The organism is Paracoccus sp. pheM1, from assembly GCF_018499825.1.
Taxonomy (GTDB): domain Bacteria; phylum Pseudomonadota; class Alphaproteobacteria; order Rhodobacterales; family Rhodobacteraceae; genus Paracoccus; species Paracoccus versutus.
The window spans coordinates 26252-39918 of record NZ_JAGXCX010000002.1 but is presented as its reverse complement, the minus strand read 5'-3'; the positions used below and the strand labels follow the sequence as shown (position 1 = coordinate 39918).

The window sequence follows — 13667 nt, the reverse complement described above, 5'->3', positions numbered from 1 at the left end:
GGTTAGTCCTTTCCGTTGCCGTTGCCATAGAGTGCGTCGGCGAAACTGCGACGCGTCGAAGTGCCTGTCTGTCCGGTGACGACGGCGGTATCCGCCACCATCTGCCCCACCTTCCAGAAGGCGCGCACAACGTCCGGGTGGCTTCCCAGCCCCGTTTCGTCGAGCATCTTGCGGAGTTCTGGCGATCCGACCGCCTCCAGGCCCTTCACGGCCGTGGCGACATTGGCGTCGTATTTCTCGCCTCCGAACTCAGCATCCTTGCGCAGGTCGCCGGCCCAGGCATCCAGCTGGGCATTTCGCTGCTCCAGCATCTGTTTCTGGGCATCTCCCGCGACACGCGCCTGCCGCATCGCCGCTTCGGTCAGCGCCTCGCGCGCCGTGGCGTTCGGATTGGCCTTGAGCCAGGCGTCCATGTCGCCAGCGAAGGCGTCGAAATCGGCCTGGAATGCCTCGGCCCCTTCCGGCGCGGCAAGCGAGAAGGCTTCTGCGCCCGCCTCGGCGTCGCCGGCCTTTTCGGCATCCTTGCCCTCGGCGGCCTCTTGCTCGGCAGCCGCATCCGCAGTCGCGGCGGCATCCGTCACATTGGCCTCGGCCCCTTCGGTGGCGGCCGCCGTGGTGGCTTGGGTGGTGTCGGTCGAGGCATTGGCTTCCTCACTCATCAGCTTGTTCCTTTTCGGCTTGCTGTTCTGCGGCGAGCTGGATGCGGTCCATCAGCTCGGCATGCTCGATCTGCATGGCGGCGAAGGTGCGCACGTCATGCGGGAAGATCCGTTCGTTCAGAATCATCAGTCCGACCTCACGCTGACCGGCACGAAGTCCGTCCAGGTCGGTCCCGAGGTGCGTCTGCGCGAACAGATAACAGCGTTCGAGGATCGACCACATGACCAGACGACCCTCGCGGGTGCGCAGCACGGCATCCCATGCCTGCCGAACCTCAAGCGCGCGGCGCTCGGTCATGATATCGGCGACGCGCTCGGTCATAGTGCCGCCCCCCGTTGCAGGGCGTCGATGCCGTTCAGGTTGGCCTCGGACAGGAGCTTGGCCGCACCCGCCATCGGCTCTGCCGCCTCCATGGCCTGCGCCTGCGCCGCGGCGCGCGCCTTGGCCTCGCGGACCTCGCGCAGCTCGTCGGGAGACAGCAGGATGCCGGGCGGGCCGCCGACCTGATCCGCGAATTCGCGCATCATCTGCTCGCCATCGATCATGTCGATCACGTCAGGCTTGATCTGCGCCAGCGTGCCGGCGAATCCGATGGTACGTTCGATCGCACCAATCCCGATGGCTTTCTGCGCCTGGGCGAGGAGCGATATGTATTCGACCTTGATCGGCTGACCCACGATACCCTCGGGCGCCTCGGGCAGAATGTCGGCGTCCTGCATGTAGGCGAATGTCGCCTCGATCAGCGGTTGCAGCAGCTCATGATCCAGGCTTTCCAACACCGGCCCCAGGGCCATCAGCTTTTCCTCGTGCCGCTCGGCAATCTCGCGCGCGGTGATCTGGCTGCGCCCGTCCAGCGCCAGCGCGGTCATCTGGAACAGATCCTTGTAGAACGCGACCTCGACGCGGCGCTGCGTTTCCTGGATATCGAGCAGCAAGCCCTGGACGTCCGGCCTGACCTCATAGGCCGGACGTATCCCGCCGGTGGAAAGATCGGTCGTCGCCATGGCCGTAAAGCCGCCAGGGACGTTCTTGAAGAACATGGCGCCCTGCGTCGGCCCGCCGATCAGCGGCGGGTTGTGCATCTTCTGGATCGCGATGGCCTTCTGTTCCTGTGAGACTTGCAGCGAGCGGGCGTCGCCAAGAGCGATCATGCCGGGGGACGATGCTGACCACGCCTCGCCCTCGACCTGCTCCCACCGCGGCGCCAGCAACGGCTTGACGCGGTGCCCGCCGATCTGGAGGAACTGACCGCCGGGTGCATCCTTCTCCCAATAGATCGACGCCCAAGCCCTGCCGCTGGCCTGCATGGCCTTCGGATCGCCGTCGGCGCGCTTGTCGATCATGTGGCAGATGGTGAAGGTCTGGTAATATTCGCCCGTGTCCCAGGCGCGCCTGACAGGCTGCGAAACGGCGTCCAGACCCCAGGTTTCGACGATGCCGCGCACCGGCATCTTGATCTCTCGGAAAAGCGCGACGACGCGGCCGTTGCCGTCCTCGCCCAGCCGGAATCGCCCGACCTGGAGGTTATGCCCGCGCACCACATCCTCGAAATCCGGCACGATCAGGTTTGCAGCGGTGCCGTAAAGACCGAGGTCGCCATAGGTCGTGTCGAGCATCCGGTAGATGTTCGACCCGCGCATGACCTCATACATCCGGCGCTGGACCTCGTGCAGCCAGTCCTTGACCTCGAACTCGGCCTCGTCTGCGGTCGAACCGCGCAAGCCCAGCCGGAACCAGGGTCGCGAAGGAGAGGTGACGCCCGACATCAGCCCCGCACGCAGCGTGCGCAGGGCCATCTGGGCAGTGTTGTCGAGGATGCGCTTGTTGATCGAGGAATCGCTGCGCCGCTCGTTCGCCTCGAACCGCCCGCGCGTCGGCTGGATCGCATCCCGCAGCTCGCGGAAATGCCCCTGCCAATAGTCGAACTCATGGTCCATCGCCTGCCGGCGATAATCCAGGGTCTTGCGCAGCTGCTGGTTGACGACGGCGGGCATGACCTCTCAGCCCCCCAAGATCGTTTTCTTGCCGTCGGGCGCATAGCTCTGCCCGGCGGTATTGGTCAGGATCGTGCCCTGTCGCCCCGACTTCGACCGCGGTCGCGACGCGGTGTTGAACACCGGCGCCTTGCTGGCCTGGTATTGCGTCGGTTCAGGAACGTCAGGGGCGGTGCACATGATGGCCTCTCGATTTCTTCGAAGGCATCATGCGAGGCGGGCGGCAGGTGATATATGTTGGCCTAATGCCAATCCCGCCGAAGCGGGTCAGGGGGTGAAGGGAGTGCCGTCCGGGTAGCACCAAGCAGACCAGGCTCCGCCGCCCATGTTGTTGTGGCGCAAAACCATGATCGGAGCCACGCCGAACTGGACGCGATAAGCCCGCTGCACCACAATTGTCGTCGTGGATTTGCGCACATCCACCACCCAGCCGCCGACAGCATCGGGCGCATTAAGAGTGCTGGAATTGCACCTCACCGATCCGTGCTGTGCTGTCGCAAGATCCAGATCGTTACTGGGAGGCAAGTTGGGTTCAACCCCGCCGCTGTCTCCGCCGAAACCCACCGCCATAAGCTGCCCGGTGCCGGTGAAGCCTGACTGCCCCGTGGTCACGCCGCTACCCGTGGCGCTGTTGAACGAAATCGCTCCGAAGCGTTCGGTAAACAGGAACTTTGCGTTGGTGGCCGACCTGCGTGAGGAATTGCCACCCGTCACCATATTGGCCGTGGCGTGCGGCCCCATCCTGACGACCTCTTGCGATGCCTGCGGGAATAGTTCGGACGGGTGGATCATGCCGAACCCGACTTGAACGCGGGTCGCAGATGCCGGGGGATCAAGATAGACCAGGGCCGAGCGATTATCGCCTGCGTATTCGGTGATCTTGCCGTAAAGGTCCACGACAGTCCGGTCGGACGTGACCATGACGGTGCCCCAGCGCGGGCTGTGGCTGGATTGCTCTATCCATCCGTCGAACAAGACACCGTTGGCATGACCCAGCACCAGCGCACTGGCAGCGCCCCCGAAGTTGTTGCTGTCGTCGGCCAACCCGTGGAGCTTGGCGTTATTGATCGACACGCCCGAGCAAACGCCCAGCACCGCCTGCACGCAGCCCACGCCGGGGAACCCGGTCGCCTCGCAGCGCAAGTTGAGGAACCCGATGTTGTCCGAGCGATTTTGCAGGGCGGTGTAGGACAGCCGGTCAACGGAAAGTTGAGGGCTGAACACCAAAAGGGCGTCGGTGACATCCTCCGCCGGCGCGTAGTCCACCGTCAGCACATCACCACTATGGGCCAAGACTCGCACCTTATGCGTCCTGGCTAGCGCGCCGGGCTGCGACGACATGGCACAGACCAAGGTCACATACCGACCAGCCAAGTTGGTGCTGACCGCCGCCGCCATGGTCCATGTCGTGCCCGCCGTGGTGACGCGCATAGCCTCGAACGAACCAGTCGCCCCGGTGCGGTTCACGGCTGGCGCGGCTGCCAGCGTGATTTGCGTCGGGCTGTCCACGCTGGCGATGGTGGACCAGAAATTGAGCCTGATACCCTGATCCACCGGCCCTGCGCGGTTGAGGCCGAACCACTTCCCAACGTGGCTGGAATTGAACGTCGCCACGCTGGCATTCACCACCGCGCCGACATTCGAAAAGGTCACGCCGAACGGCAAATGCCCGCGGTCGCCGCCATATTCTGTCGGCTGATATCCGCAGTTGAACAAATCCACGTTGTCGAAATCGCCATTCACGCAATTCTCGATGAAAAGACCCTCGTTCCGCAGCCCCCTCGCGCGGAGTGTTCCGATCTTGAATTTTGCGCAGTTGAAGAACCGATAGCCTCCGGGGTCTAATCCGGGAACCCCGAACCCCTGTATCGTCAGATCGCCTTCCATGGCACCGATGAAGGCATTGCCACCAGACTGTTCCCATTCCCAAACAAACTGCGGGACAGGGCCAGAAATCGCGTTTGCAGCGTAATACCCCGTGCTGCGCTCACTCGCGATAGTCAGCCAGTTCTTGACGCGAATACGGGTGCTGGGGAACGAGAAGTAGACGCGGTTTTCTCCGTGCGCGGCTCCATTCATGTCCCAAAGTATTTGCGCGTGATCCTCGCCATAGACAGGCGCGTTCATGGCAAGAACGCCGGGAACCCATTCGACACGCACCATGCGGTTGTTGCCCCCTGCCCACCAGGTCATCCAGTCGGTGTTGAATGCCCGGATACAAGAGGTGACATAGACCTCGTCTTGGCCCTGCCAATTTCCATCGCGTATTAGGTCCAGGTGTTCCTGGTCGATAAAGTCGGCAAGGCGCCATGTCGCAAAATCCCGCCGCGCCTGGACCTGCTGCGCCTCCGTCGCCTTGGCGTCGGCGGAGGTGGCCTTAGCATCTGCCGTCGCGGCGGCGCCGGCTGCGGCAGTTGCGACAGCCTGGGCTGATGCCGTCGCCACCTTGAGAGCCGCGGAATCCAGCGTGGCGAACTCGGGAACGACCTTGAGCAGAGTCACCGATACAGCGACGCCCGCGCCCCTGGCCCAGATGATTTCCGCCCCCTTGACCGGCCACATCATCGAACCGTTGAGCGAGTGCCCACTGGCCACATCGCCGCGGGGCGGCTCGCCGTCTGCGACGGCCAACTGGACCGCGCCATAGGCGTCGATCATCGCCATAGCCTCTCGGCCTTTTGCCTCTGCGATCTTGACCCAGCCAGAGGACAGGATGATGCGTTTCGTCGCGCTGGCCATCAGGTCACCGTCAGGTTGGTCGGGGTTGCGGCACTGGCCCAGAGGTGCTGGGCGGCGACGAGCGGCAGATCGGTCTTGCCCGTGACGCGGTGGCCGGTCTGCGGCGGGATATCGGGTGGGATGGACTTGGCGCCCACCGTGACGGCGAGGTTGAACTGCCCGGCGCCCTCGACCTTCACCACCTGCCCGTCAGCGCGCCCGCTGGCGATGCGCGTCCAGGAATTGCCCACCGTGAAATTCTGCGTCGTCGCCATGGCCCGCCCGTCTTGGTTCGGGGGCAGGATATGAACGGCGCGGTGAGCGATATATGTTGAGGGTCAGCCCCAGACTGGATGCCATTCCTCCTGCGCGCGAGCCTCTTGCTGGCGCTGGATCGAGCGCGGCACCACGGGATAGGCAAACGTCAGCGCCAGCGCGTCGGCTTCGTCGGGGCTGGAAACACCGCGCTTCTTCATGTCGGATTTCTTTTCCAGCTCAATCGCATTCTGCACGTCGAAGCTGTAGAGCGGCCCGGTCAGGTCCATCTCCAGATCGCGGCTGTCCGGTATGCAGCCGCCTGAACGCAGCCATTCCCGCATGGTCGCCCACATCTGCGCGCGTTTGTTCCGGCACTTAGGCACGCCCTCAATAGCGCGGTCCGCCTTGCCGCCGAAGTTCACGCCGATGACAGAATAGCCCATCTGCCTGCATCGGTCGATCACGCCACCGCCCACACCGCCCTCGTCGATGAACACGGCATCAGGGTGCAGCCGGTCAATCTCGGCCATGACGCGGGCCGCGACCTGCATCGTGTCCGCACCCTTCATGACGATGGGCGGCATGGTCTTGGCGTCCCTGCCCCGTCGCACCCAGATCACGCTGCGGTCATCACCGAATCGCGCCACGTCCACGCCCATCACCAGCTCGTCGCCGATCTGCGAGAACGGCTCACGCGCCATCGCCTCGCGCACCAGCCCACCGCCGATGAACTGCATGTCCGACTCGGCTTCGTAATCGCCTTCCCAGATGTGGCGATACCGTGCCTCGTCGCCTGCCAGGTCGAGCAGGCGCTCCTCCTCCAGCTCAGGACCGCGGAACGGGTTGTCGCGCCAGTTGGCCTCGACGACCGTGCGGCTGTCCGCAAAGCGCGGATCCTGGCGCATCATCACGTCCACCGGGTCGGAGCGCAGGCGGGGATTGTAGGTGAACCAGATCTGCGACCCCGGCTTGCGCAGCGTCGGGCGCAGCATGTCGAGCGGCCCCTGCCCCGCAGTCGCGGCCTCCTCCCACCAAGCGATATCGAAGCCTTCGAGCGACTTGATGTTCTCGGCGTTGAACTCGTTCATGCCGTTGAAGGCAATGATGCCGTTGCCCGGCGTCCTGATGATCCGATCCGATTCCACCGGCCTTATCGCCTCTGCTACCCCGAGCCGGGCCGCAGTCTCGACCAGCAGCTTGAACACCGACTGGTCGAGGGATTTCTGCACGTCTCGCAGGCAGATCGACGATAGACCAGGCTCGGTCAGGTGCCGCACGATCATGTGCATGGCCCGGTCCCAAGACTTGCCCGACCCGCGCCCGCCCCAGGCGCACAGATAACGCCGCCTGGACTTCCACAGCGGAGCAAAGACCTTGGGCGGGCGAACGTCGAGGATCATGCAAAGGCCCAGACGAGATAGCACAGCCACACGGACAGCAGCGCGCCGGCAGCGAACAGGCGCCGCTGCATCCGCTCGTATCGCTTCACATCTCGCGCGTTCATTTGAGGCCGAACGCGCTGCGCATGCCGGGCGCGTCAGCCAATCCGACAGCGGCAGCCCAGAACAGATAACCTAGGCCCGCAATCGCGCCGAAACCCCACACCATCAGCGAATAGACCGACGCGTGTATTGCGGCAGCTACCAGGATCGCCGCAAGCTGTTTCATCCATTCTTTCATGTTCATATCTCCGTTAAAATCTGTCACTCGCCGTCTTCCACGAATTTCACTTCGACGCGCTCGATCTGCACGCGGCCGTTGATGTCCAGATCCAGCTTGTCCCCGTATTTTTTCGGCTGGCGCTTGCCCGCGGTCCATTTCAGCGCGTCGATGGCCGCACGGGCCGCCTGCGGGTCAAGCTTGCCCGCTAGCACGCGATCCACGATGTCCCCGATTTTATCCGCATCAGCGTCCGCTTGAGCTTCGCGCGCGCGCGCGTAGTCGGCCCTGAAATCTTCATCATCCCGCAACCAGCGAATGACGGTCGAATACCCGGGCATACCCTTCTTGCGCAGCACCTTGGCCAGACTGTCACCGCAGGCAATCGCTTCGCAGATCGCGTCCTTGTATCCGGCAATGGTTTCCGCATCCCTCTTGATCGGCATACTCAAACCCCTCCGTCATGAAGCTGCGCGACCTCCTTGCGGCATGCTGTGCACATCCGCAGGCCGTGATCTATGTTGGCCGACACGCCGCACCGCATGCAGCGCCGCACGGGCCGCAGGACACGCCCCGCATCAGGTTTCAGCACCCCGGCGTCGCGCATGAGGCGGGCAGCTGCGAGCGATCCGTATTTGTTCGAGATGCGGGCGCGCAGGCTGTTGTGGGTCACGCCGTGCATGCGAGCAGCCTCGGCATAGGTGGCGTCCGGCGTCGCGATGATCCACGCCTCGGCGTCGTCAATGGGTCCGGTCTTGTAGGGCGGGGCCATCATTTCCTCCGGCTTGCGATGTGCCACAGGCCGCAGACGCGGCATCGGTAATGGCTGCTGGGCAGCCGGCGCTTGGTCGCGACCTTGTGCGCCATCTGCGCGGTGGCGAATGCCTCCTTGCCGGCGCAGGCCGCTGCGACCCACTCGGCCGCGATGCCGCTCTCGCCAAACACGTCCCGGACACGCTGGTTGGTCTGTCGGGCCATGCTCGTCCTCATTCGGTCGGCGCATTGTCGTTCGTGGTCTTGGGCTGGAGCGGATCGCGCAAACCAACTTCGGCCAGGATAGCCCTGCGCCGATCCTCGCTGATCCGCTCCTTCGGGGGCTCGACCGGCCCGGCGAGAGCGGCCCTGACCTGCTCGACGTGCTTCTTTCCCCACGCCTCCTTGAGCATCTGGACGATGTGTCCGGGGTTCGGCCGCTTGCTGGGGTTCTCATTGCGCCACTTGCGCAGGGCGGCCAGAACGCTGTCCGGCTTCCAGCCTTCTAGCGTGTCGCACCAGTCCCGCAGCACCGCGGCGCGCAGGGTTTCGGATTCGCTCGGCTGCCAGTAGCCGTGCAGGATCACCTCGACAGCCTGGCCGATGGCGAGCCGGTGTTCAGTCAACTCGCGCGGCTGCATAGAGGCGACGTTGCAGGGCGTCGTCGGCGGCAGCTTGGCGGCGGTCACGGGCAGTTGTGCGGTCATGGGTCGAGCCTCCTGGGGGCTGGGCGGGGATTTCGAGGGGCGGGGCGGATTTCGCAGCCGCGTATTCCTGCATATGGCGAGTGAGGGTCTTGGGACCGTGGGCCGGCGCGCTGTGCTGACGCATGTTCGCCACGGCGACCTTGACCACTTCGGCCTCGGTCAGGCCCAGATCGGTTATCCACCTGCCGGCGATGACGGGCGCATCGGCCGCGACCCAATACCGGGGCCAGCCGGTGCCATTCGGGTCGTTGAAGCCGAGAGCCTCGGCCAACTGCGCGACGAGGGACGGGGTGTGGCTGGGCTTGTCGACATCGGCAGTCGCGCGCGCGCCCTCCTCCTCCGCCTCCTTGTTCAAGGATGGTTCTAAGGACGGTTTGGGTCCGGCTGGCGGACTGGTAGGGGTCCGGCTGGCGGACTGGTCTAGTCCGGCTGGCGGACTGGTCACCTCACGGACTGGTCCGCTGGGCGGACGGGTCCGGCTGGCGGACTGGTCACATTTGACCTCTGGAAAGGCCCGGATGGCTTCCAGATTGAGGTCGTATATTACCGTCGCGCCGTTCTTGCAGGCCCGGCTTCCGGCCTCGATCAGCACCCCTTCCGACACAAGATCCCGGATGGTCTTGAACACGGTCGAGCGTGCGATTTCGGTTTCTTCGGCGATGGTGCCCTTGGAGCAAAACACACCCCGGCCGTCATCGCTGGCCCGGTCGGCCATATAGGCGAGGATCGCCTTGCGATGCGCGGAACCGAGGCGTCGCGAATAGACGAGGGTCACAACCTTGTGGCTCACCCGACCACCTCCACCTCGACGATCACCGCCCCGTCTCGACACCTGTCCCCGCGGATCGGCGCTTGCAGCTTGATCCGGCCGTCATCGATGCGCAGGACCGCCGCCAGCGCGTCCCTGGCGCCCTTGTTCGCGGTCACCACGTTGTCGTCGTCGACCGTGGTGACGGTGCTGGGCGGGCAGTAGATCAGCGTCATGCGCAGTTCTGCGTCGGCCGGGATGCGGGCCTTGTGCCAGCCGGCCTCGCGCGCCAAGGCGTCGGCCATCTTGCGCTGCGCCTTCACCCTGCGGGCGCGCTTGCTCCAGTGCAGACGCGAGTTGGCGGAAAGCTCCGAAGTCTTGGCCCAGGGCAGCGTCACGCGAAGAATCATGAGCGTGCCCTCACCACCGCCGGGAAACGGTTCTGGGCGTCGAAGCGATACCACGCCGCGTTGTCCTTGCCGGGCGTGCCGTTCCCGAGCCACGAGACCCGGCCTATGGGCACGATGTCGGAGCATTGCCCGATCAGGCGGCCGAAATAGCCGTTGGCCGCGAAATCCCACGGCAGCAACACCCAGGCCGGCGCGATGCCGATCAGGTGCTTGATGATGGATAGCGCCGGGTCGCCCTTTCCGCCGGTGACAGGCCAGGGAACATTCGTCAGCCAGAGGTCAACGTCGTCGGCTGCCTTGATATCCGCCACGGCCATCGTTTCAATGCCCGGCCCTTGCGGCTCCAGGTCAGAGGCCCAGACGCACCGGCCCGCCGGCCACAGATCCCGCAGATGCCTGATCAGCGCCCCATCGCCTGCGCAGGGCTCGCCATACCGCGCCCGCGGCGGCAGATACGGGATCAGCGGCACCACCGCTTCTCGGGGCGTCGGCCAGAAGCCGCGCGGCCGCTGGGGAAGGCCGGGTGTTCGCTTGCTCACCTCCCCACCTCCACGATATGCCGAAACCCCGGCACGTCCTCGGCCATGGCCAGGCGCTTGGCGGCAACGCCCTCGGCCCAGACCTCGCAGGCATCCCGGAACGTCAGACCCGCGCGCCGCGCTGCATCGCCGATGTCGAGACGGCCCGTCCGGATTGCCGCGATGAAGCGGCGCTTGTGGTCGATGGGGGCGGTCATTTCAGCCCCCTTGCCCATGCTTGGATCTGGCCTAGCTGCACAGGAGACATGAGGATGGATGCGCAGTCCCGGACGCGGGCACATCTCTCCAGAAGCTCGTCGCAGGCATAGGACCGCGCATCATCGCGTGACTGCGCGAACTTTCCCCATTTCGGACCAACCCTGTATCCGCCTCCAGCCATGCTGACAGACCACATCCACAGCCCGTCAACGTGCTGGTGAAGCTCAATCCTTGCCAGAGGCCAGGCCAGACGCGGATGCGGGAGTGTCAGGGTCTCGTCGATCTCTCCCTGCACCACAGTTCCGCTCGGCTCTACAGGGCGCATGACGGGCGGCTGGCGCAGGGCATCGAACAGGGAGAGCTGATCCATCACGCCGCCGCCTCCATCAGCACCAGCGCCCGCTCCACGGTGATGTTGAGCGCCTCGGCGATGTCGGCCAGCGAATAGCCCTGCCCTCGCAGGATGCCGACCATCTCGCGCCGCGCCCGGTCGGCGGGCTTGAGCCGGAGGATCTTCGGCGCGGTCGCCACCTCGGACAGCTGGTCAACCCGGACGACCAGGGCACCGGGATACGGACGCAGAGCCCGCTCCATCGCGGCCTGCTTGGTCGCGGCCCGAACAACATGGGTGACACAGCCCGTCGCGGTTTCGACGGTGATCTGGAATTTGGGGAGGGGTGTTTGGCTATCGTCGGCCATGGGTGCAACCCTTTCGACGTGAAGGATTTTTCATTTTCTTGGCCAGCCGAGAGAGCAAAGCCCCCCCGATACGCGACACCGGATAGGTGACGGCGAAAATCAGCGCCCGGAGCATCCTCATGGCTCACCGCCAATTCGGCGTGCGAGTCGCTCGGTCTTGGCCACCACGTAGTCTTCGAGGATTTCGGCGATGTAGTGCGGCGCGTCGTGCTTGCGCTGCATGTAGTTGATGATCTGCCGCTCGCTGATCCGCGTGAGCCGCGCCGCTGCACTGGCAACCGCCTTCTGGGTATGCCCCGCGTCGCCGAAACCGGCCCAGATCAGATCCGAAATCTTCTTCCTCGTGGCCTCCCTGACGGAAGCCACGGATTTTGCAACATTTTGCATCGAAATAGCCCCATGATGATCTTGTGAAGAAGGATCATCAACAGAACGGCGAGAGGGGGCGGCAGCGGTCATCGCGTCGCCTCCTCGGGAGTTTGGGCGGGCGGGTTCTCGGCCATGTAGGCCAGAACTTTCTGCGCGATCTTCATCGTGCAGTCGCCGCCGTTCACCAGGCGGTCATAGAGCCGACTGTTGTTGGCGGCGCGTCCGGTAATCGTCGCCGGGGCGAGCCCGGTTTTCGACGAATGCGCTTGAATCGCTTTGATGAGATGTTCTCGGTCCATGCCCGCAATATGGACTTTTGTCCACTATACGTCAACGGACTATTGTCCAGTGGCGGCAATCTCTTGCGGGCGCTTAGATGCGTGGCATGACAAAGCGGTTTTTCGACGCCCTTTCAGACGCCTTGGCCGCAACCGGCTGGTCCATCCCGGACCTGGCTGCTCGATCCGGCGTATCAAAAGACCAGATCACGAAGTTCATGCAGCGATCCAAGAAGGGCGTGCCCGCCTCGACGAACGTTGATGATGCGGTGAAGATCGCGCATGCCTTCGGGCTCACCCTTGACGAGATGATTCAGGACGACACGGCGCAGCTTCGATCCGAAGCCGTGCTTCTGTGGCGATCACTGACCCAAGGAGAGCGGGACTTGTTGCGAGCCGCCGCACGCGGGCAGCGCGAGACGCAGGGTCAGGAGCCTCCACAATGAGGCGAAGGGCGGAAACAAAACCTCGCAGTTCTTCATCGTCCCTCATCTCTCAAGTCTCCGATTCCCTCTCCACAAAGAGAACATTAAGCGAACATTCGCTCATGGGGCGACATGACGAAAAGGACAGGTGAAGAGTGAACTTTGCGGAAAGATTGTTTTTTGTAGGCGCTGCGATCACCCTGTCCGCCGGGCCGCTATCGTCGCTGCTGCTTCTGCCGATGGCCTGGGAATCTTTGCTGGACGGGCGCTTATTGCGGGCCGCCGGGTTACTCTTCACGGCAGTCGTCATGGGCGCGGTCTTTGGGATGCTCGTCGCCGCGGTGATTGATTCTGCCTTTCGAAGCGGCATGGCTGCGCAGCGCGCCCTGGACAGACAAATGGCCGAGGGCGGCGGCCCATGACCCCCGAGGCCCGCATCGCCACCCTCAAGGCCGAGGTCGCCGCTACGCAGGACGCGGCTGCGGCGATGGTGGTGCTGACGATCCAGGCGATGGGCGCCACACCCGAGCAGATGCTGCTGATCGCGCGGGAGTATCAGGCGGTTGCGGACGGCCGGCGGCGCAGTCGGATCACCGGGATCATCGCGCGGAAGGTGGCGGAGAAGTTGAGGGGCGAGGCGGAAAGAGGGGATTGAGGCATGTATCTTCCTGCCGTTTGCGGCTCGTGCGGACTGATTTTTGGAAGCCTGTTCATGGTCAGGATCGGGATGAAATTCACCTTTGAAGGCACATCCTACATCAACTGCCCGAGGTGCAACGGCCAAGCAGCCACCCTGTCAGGGACAATAGAGCTGCTAGAAGACGGGATTCGCCTTTGGTCGGGGCCTGATTTCACCAAGGAGATATTCGAGGCCATGAAAATGGCCGTTGATGACGTCAGATCAGGCAGGGCAACTGTCCATCAGGCGGCAGCGCGGATCAGAAAGAAAAGCCCAGAAGCAGCAAAGCAGTTCCGCGAGTGGGCAAGCCTAGGCATCGCCTTCATGGGGCTGATGGTAGCTGTAGCGGCTCTTTTCCTTCAGTGGAAACAGCAGGAAAACAGCAACTTGTCTGCTGAACAGATGGTTGATCAAGCGGTAGACGACTATCTTAACGATCACTATTCACAGCCGATCATATGCTCAACGGAGATAGCACAGCGCCCAACCGTCAATCAGAAGGGCGTCAAGAATGAGATGCGCATCGAACCCCAGAAGAAACGCAAGGAAGTAAGGCGACGTAAGCGGCCTTAG

At 63.9% G+C, this 13667-nt stretch carries 24 protein-coding genes; 4 read left to right on the top strand and 20 right to left on the bottom strand.

The window, feature by feature from the left end; all coding sequences use genetic code 11:
- Window positions 1-2 precede the first annotated feature (2 nt).
- From KF941_RS14260 to KF941_RS14165, 20 genes are all read right to left on the bottom strand, one after another.
- The gene (locus KF941_RS14260) at window positions 3-659 is read right to left on the bottom strand and encodes a hypothetical protein (RefSeq protein ID WP_214273748.1); all 657 of its coding nucleotides are present in this window, start codon (window positions 657-659) and stop codon (window positions 3-5) included.
- On the bottom strand, window positions 652-981 hold the full coding sequence (locus KF941_RS14255; protein WP_214273747.1) for a hypothetical protein: 330 nt from the start codon (window positions 979-981) through the stop codon (window positions 652-654). The genes KF941_RS14260 and KF941_RS14255 overlap by 8 nt, the downstream gene beginning before the upstream one ends.
- Complete coding sequence (locus KF941_RS14250; protein WP_214273746.1) at window positions 978-2654, bottom strand: portal protein; 1677 nt, start codon at window positions 2652-2654, stop codon at window positions 978-980. The genes KF941_RS14255 and KF941_RS14250 overlap by 4 nt, the downstream gene beginning before the upstream one ends.
- Window positions 2655-2660: 6 nt before the next feature.
- Window positions 2661-2834: a hypothetical protein gene (locus KF941_RS14245; RefSeq protein ID WP_214273745.1), complete on the bottom strand. Its 174-nt coding sequence runs from the start codon at window positions 2832-2834 to the stop codon at window positions 2661-2663.
- 87 nt (window positions 2835-2921) lie between these two features.
- Window positions 2922-5393 (bottom strand): hypothetical protein, encoded by a 2472-nt coding sequence (locus KF941_RS14240; protein ID WP_214273744.1) that lies wholly within the window; start codon window positions 5391-5393, stop codon window positions 2922-2924.
- On the bottom strand, window positions 5393-5647 hold the full coding sequence (locus KF941_RS14235) for a hypothetical protein (RefSeq protein ID WP_214273743.1): 255 nt from the start codon (window positions 5645-5647) through the stop codon (window positions 5393-5395). The genes KF941_RS14240 and KF941_RS14235 overlap by 1 nt, the downstream gene beginning before the upstream one ends.
- Before the next feature lie 63 nt (window positions 5648-5710).
- On the bottom strand, window positions 5711-7030 hold the full coding sequence (locus tag KF941_RS14230; protein ID WP_214273742.1) for a phage terminase large subunit: 1320 nt from the start codon (window positions 7028-7030) through the stop codon (window positions 5711-5713).
- A gap of 100 nt (window positions 7031-7130) precedes the next feature.
- The gene (locus tag KF941_RS14225) at window positions 7131-7298 is read right to left on the bottom strand and encodes a hypothetical protein (RefSeq protein ID WP_214273741.1); all 168 of its coding nucleotides are present in this window, start codon (window positions 7296-7298) and stop codon (window positions 7131-7133) included.
- 35 nt (window positions 7299-7333) lie between these two features.
- Window positions 7334-7735 (bottom strand): hypothetical protein, encoded by a 402-nt coding sequence (locus KF941_RS14220; protein WP_214273740.1) that lies wholly within the window; start codon window positions 7733-7735, stop codon window positions 7334-7336.
- Between the two features lie 2 nt (window positions 7736-7737).
- Entirely contained in the window at window positions 7738-8061 is a 324-nt protein-coding gene (locus tag KF941_RS14215; protein WP_214273739.1) for a hypothetical protein, read from the bottom strand.
- A complete protein-coding gene (locus tag KF941_RS14210) occupies window positions 8061-8267 on the bottom strand; it encodes a hypothetical protein (RefSeq protein ID WP_214273738.1) in 207 nt (68 codons plus the stop codon). Before KF941_RS14210 ends, KF941_RS14215 begins: the two co-directional genes overlap by 1 nt.
- 8 nt (window positions 8268-8275) lie before the next feature.
- A complete protein-coding gene (locus KF941_RS14205; RefSeq protein ID WP_214273737.1) occupies window positions 8276-8749 on the bottom strand; it encodes a hypothetical protein in 474 nt (157 codons plus the stop codon).
- Window positions 8661-9539, bottom strand: coding sequence for a hypothetical protein (locus tag KF941_RS14200; protein ID WP_214273736.1), 879 nt, complete (start codon window positions 9537-9539; stop codon window positions 8661-8663). Before KF941_RS14200 ends, KF941_RS14205 begins: the two co-directional genes overlap by 89 nt.
- A complete protein-coding gene (locus tag KF941_RS14195; RefSeq protein WP_214273735.1) occupies window positions 9536-9907 on the bottom strand; it encodes a hypothetical protein in 372 nt (123 codons plus the stop codon). Before KF941_RS14195 ends, KF941_RS14200 begins: the two co-directional genes overlap by 4 nt.
- On the bottom strand, window positions 9904-10446 hold the full coding sequence (locus KF941_RS14190; RefSeq protein WP_214273734.1) for a hypothetical protein: 543 nt from the start codon (window positions 10444-10446) through the stop codon (window positions 9904-9906). The genes KF941_RS14195 and KF941_RS14190 overlap by 4 nt, the downstream gene beginning before the upstream one ends.
- Window positions 10443-10643 carry a hypothetical protein gene (locus KF941_RS14185; RefSeq protein ID WP_214273733.1) on the bottom strand — a complete coding sequence of 67 codons (201 nt, stop codon included), beginning with the start codon at window positions 10641-10643 and terminating at the stop codon, window positions 10443-10445. Before KF941_RS14185 ends, KF941_RS14190 begins: the two co-directional genes overlap by 4 nt.
- Window positions 10640-11014 (bottom strand): hypothetical protein, encoded by a 375-nt coding sequence (locus tag KF941_RS14180; RefSeq protein ID WP_214273732.1) that lies wholly within the window; start codon window positions 11012-11014, stop codon window positions 10640-10642. Before KF941_RS14180 ends, KF941_RS14185 begins: the two co-directional genes overlap by 4 nt.
- Complete coding sequence (locus KF941_RS14175) at window positions 11014-11343, bottom strand: hypothetical protein (protein ID WP_214273731.1); 330 nt, start codon at window positions 11341-11343, stop codon at window positions 11014-11016. The genes KF941_RS14180 and KF941_RS14175 overlap by 1 nt, the downstream gene beginning before the upstream one ends.
- Before the next feature lie 117 nt (window positions 11344-11460).
- Window positions 11461-11802, bottom strand: coding sequence for a hypothetical protein (locus KF941_RS14170; RefSeq protein ID WP_214273730.1), 342 nt, complete (start codon window positions 11800-11802; stop codon window positions 11461-11463).
- Window positions 11799-12011 (bottom strand): hypothetical protein, encoded by a 213-nt coding sequence (locus tag KF941_RS14165; protein WP_214273729.1) that lies wholly within the window; start codon window positions 12009-12011, stop codon window positions 11799-11801. The genes KF941_RS14170 and KF941_RS14165 overlap by 4 nt, the downstream gene beginning before the upstream one ends.
- 77 nt (window positions 12012-12088) lie before the next feature.
- Between KF941_RS14165 and KF941_RS14160 the strand changes: the two genes are divergently transcribed.
- The 4 genes from KF941_RS14160 to KF941_RS14145 all read left to right on the top strand — a co-directional run bounded on the left by KF941_RS14160 (window position 12089) and on the right by KF941_RS14145 (window position 13667).
- Complete coding sequence (locus tag KF941_RS14160; protein ID WP_214273728.1) at window positions 12089-12436, top strand: helix-turn-helix transcriptional regulator; 348 nt, start codon at window positions 12089-12091, stop codon at window positions 12434-12436.
- Window positions 12437-12570: 134 nt separating this feature from the next.
- Window positions 12571-12837, top strand: coding sequence for a hypothetical protein (locus KF941_RS14155; RefSeq protein WP_214273727.1), 267 nt, complete (start codon window positions 12571-12573; stop codon window positions 12835-12837).
- Complete coding sequence (locus KF941_RS14150; RefSeq protein WP_214273726.1) at window positions 12834-13070, top strand: hypothetical protein; 237 nt, start codon at window positions 12834-12836, stop codon at window positions 13068-13070. The genes KF941_RS14155 and KF941_RS14150 overlap by 4 nt, the downstream gene beginning before the upstream one ends.
- Window positions 13071-13073: 3 nt before the next feature.
- Window positions 13074-13667 carry a hypothetical protein gene (locus KF941_RS14145; protein WP_214273725.1) on the top strand — a complete coding sequence of 198 codons (594 nt, stop codon included), beginning with the start codon at window positions 13074-13076 and terminating at the stop codon, window positions 13665-13667.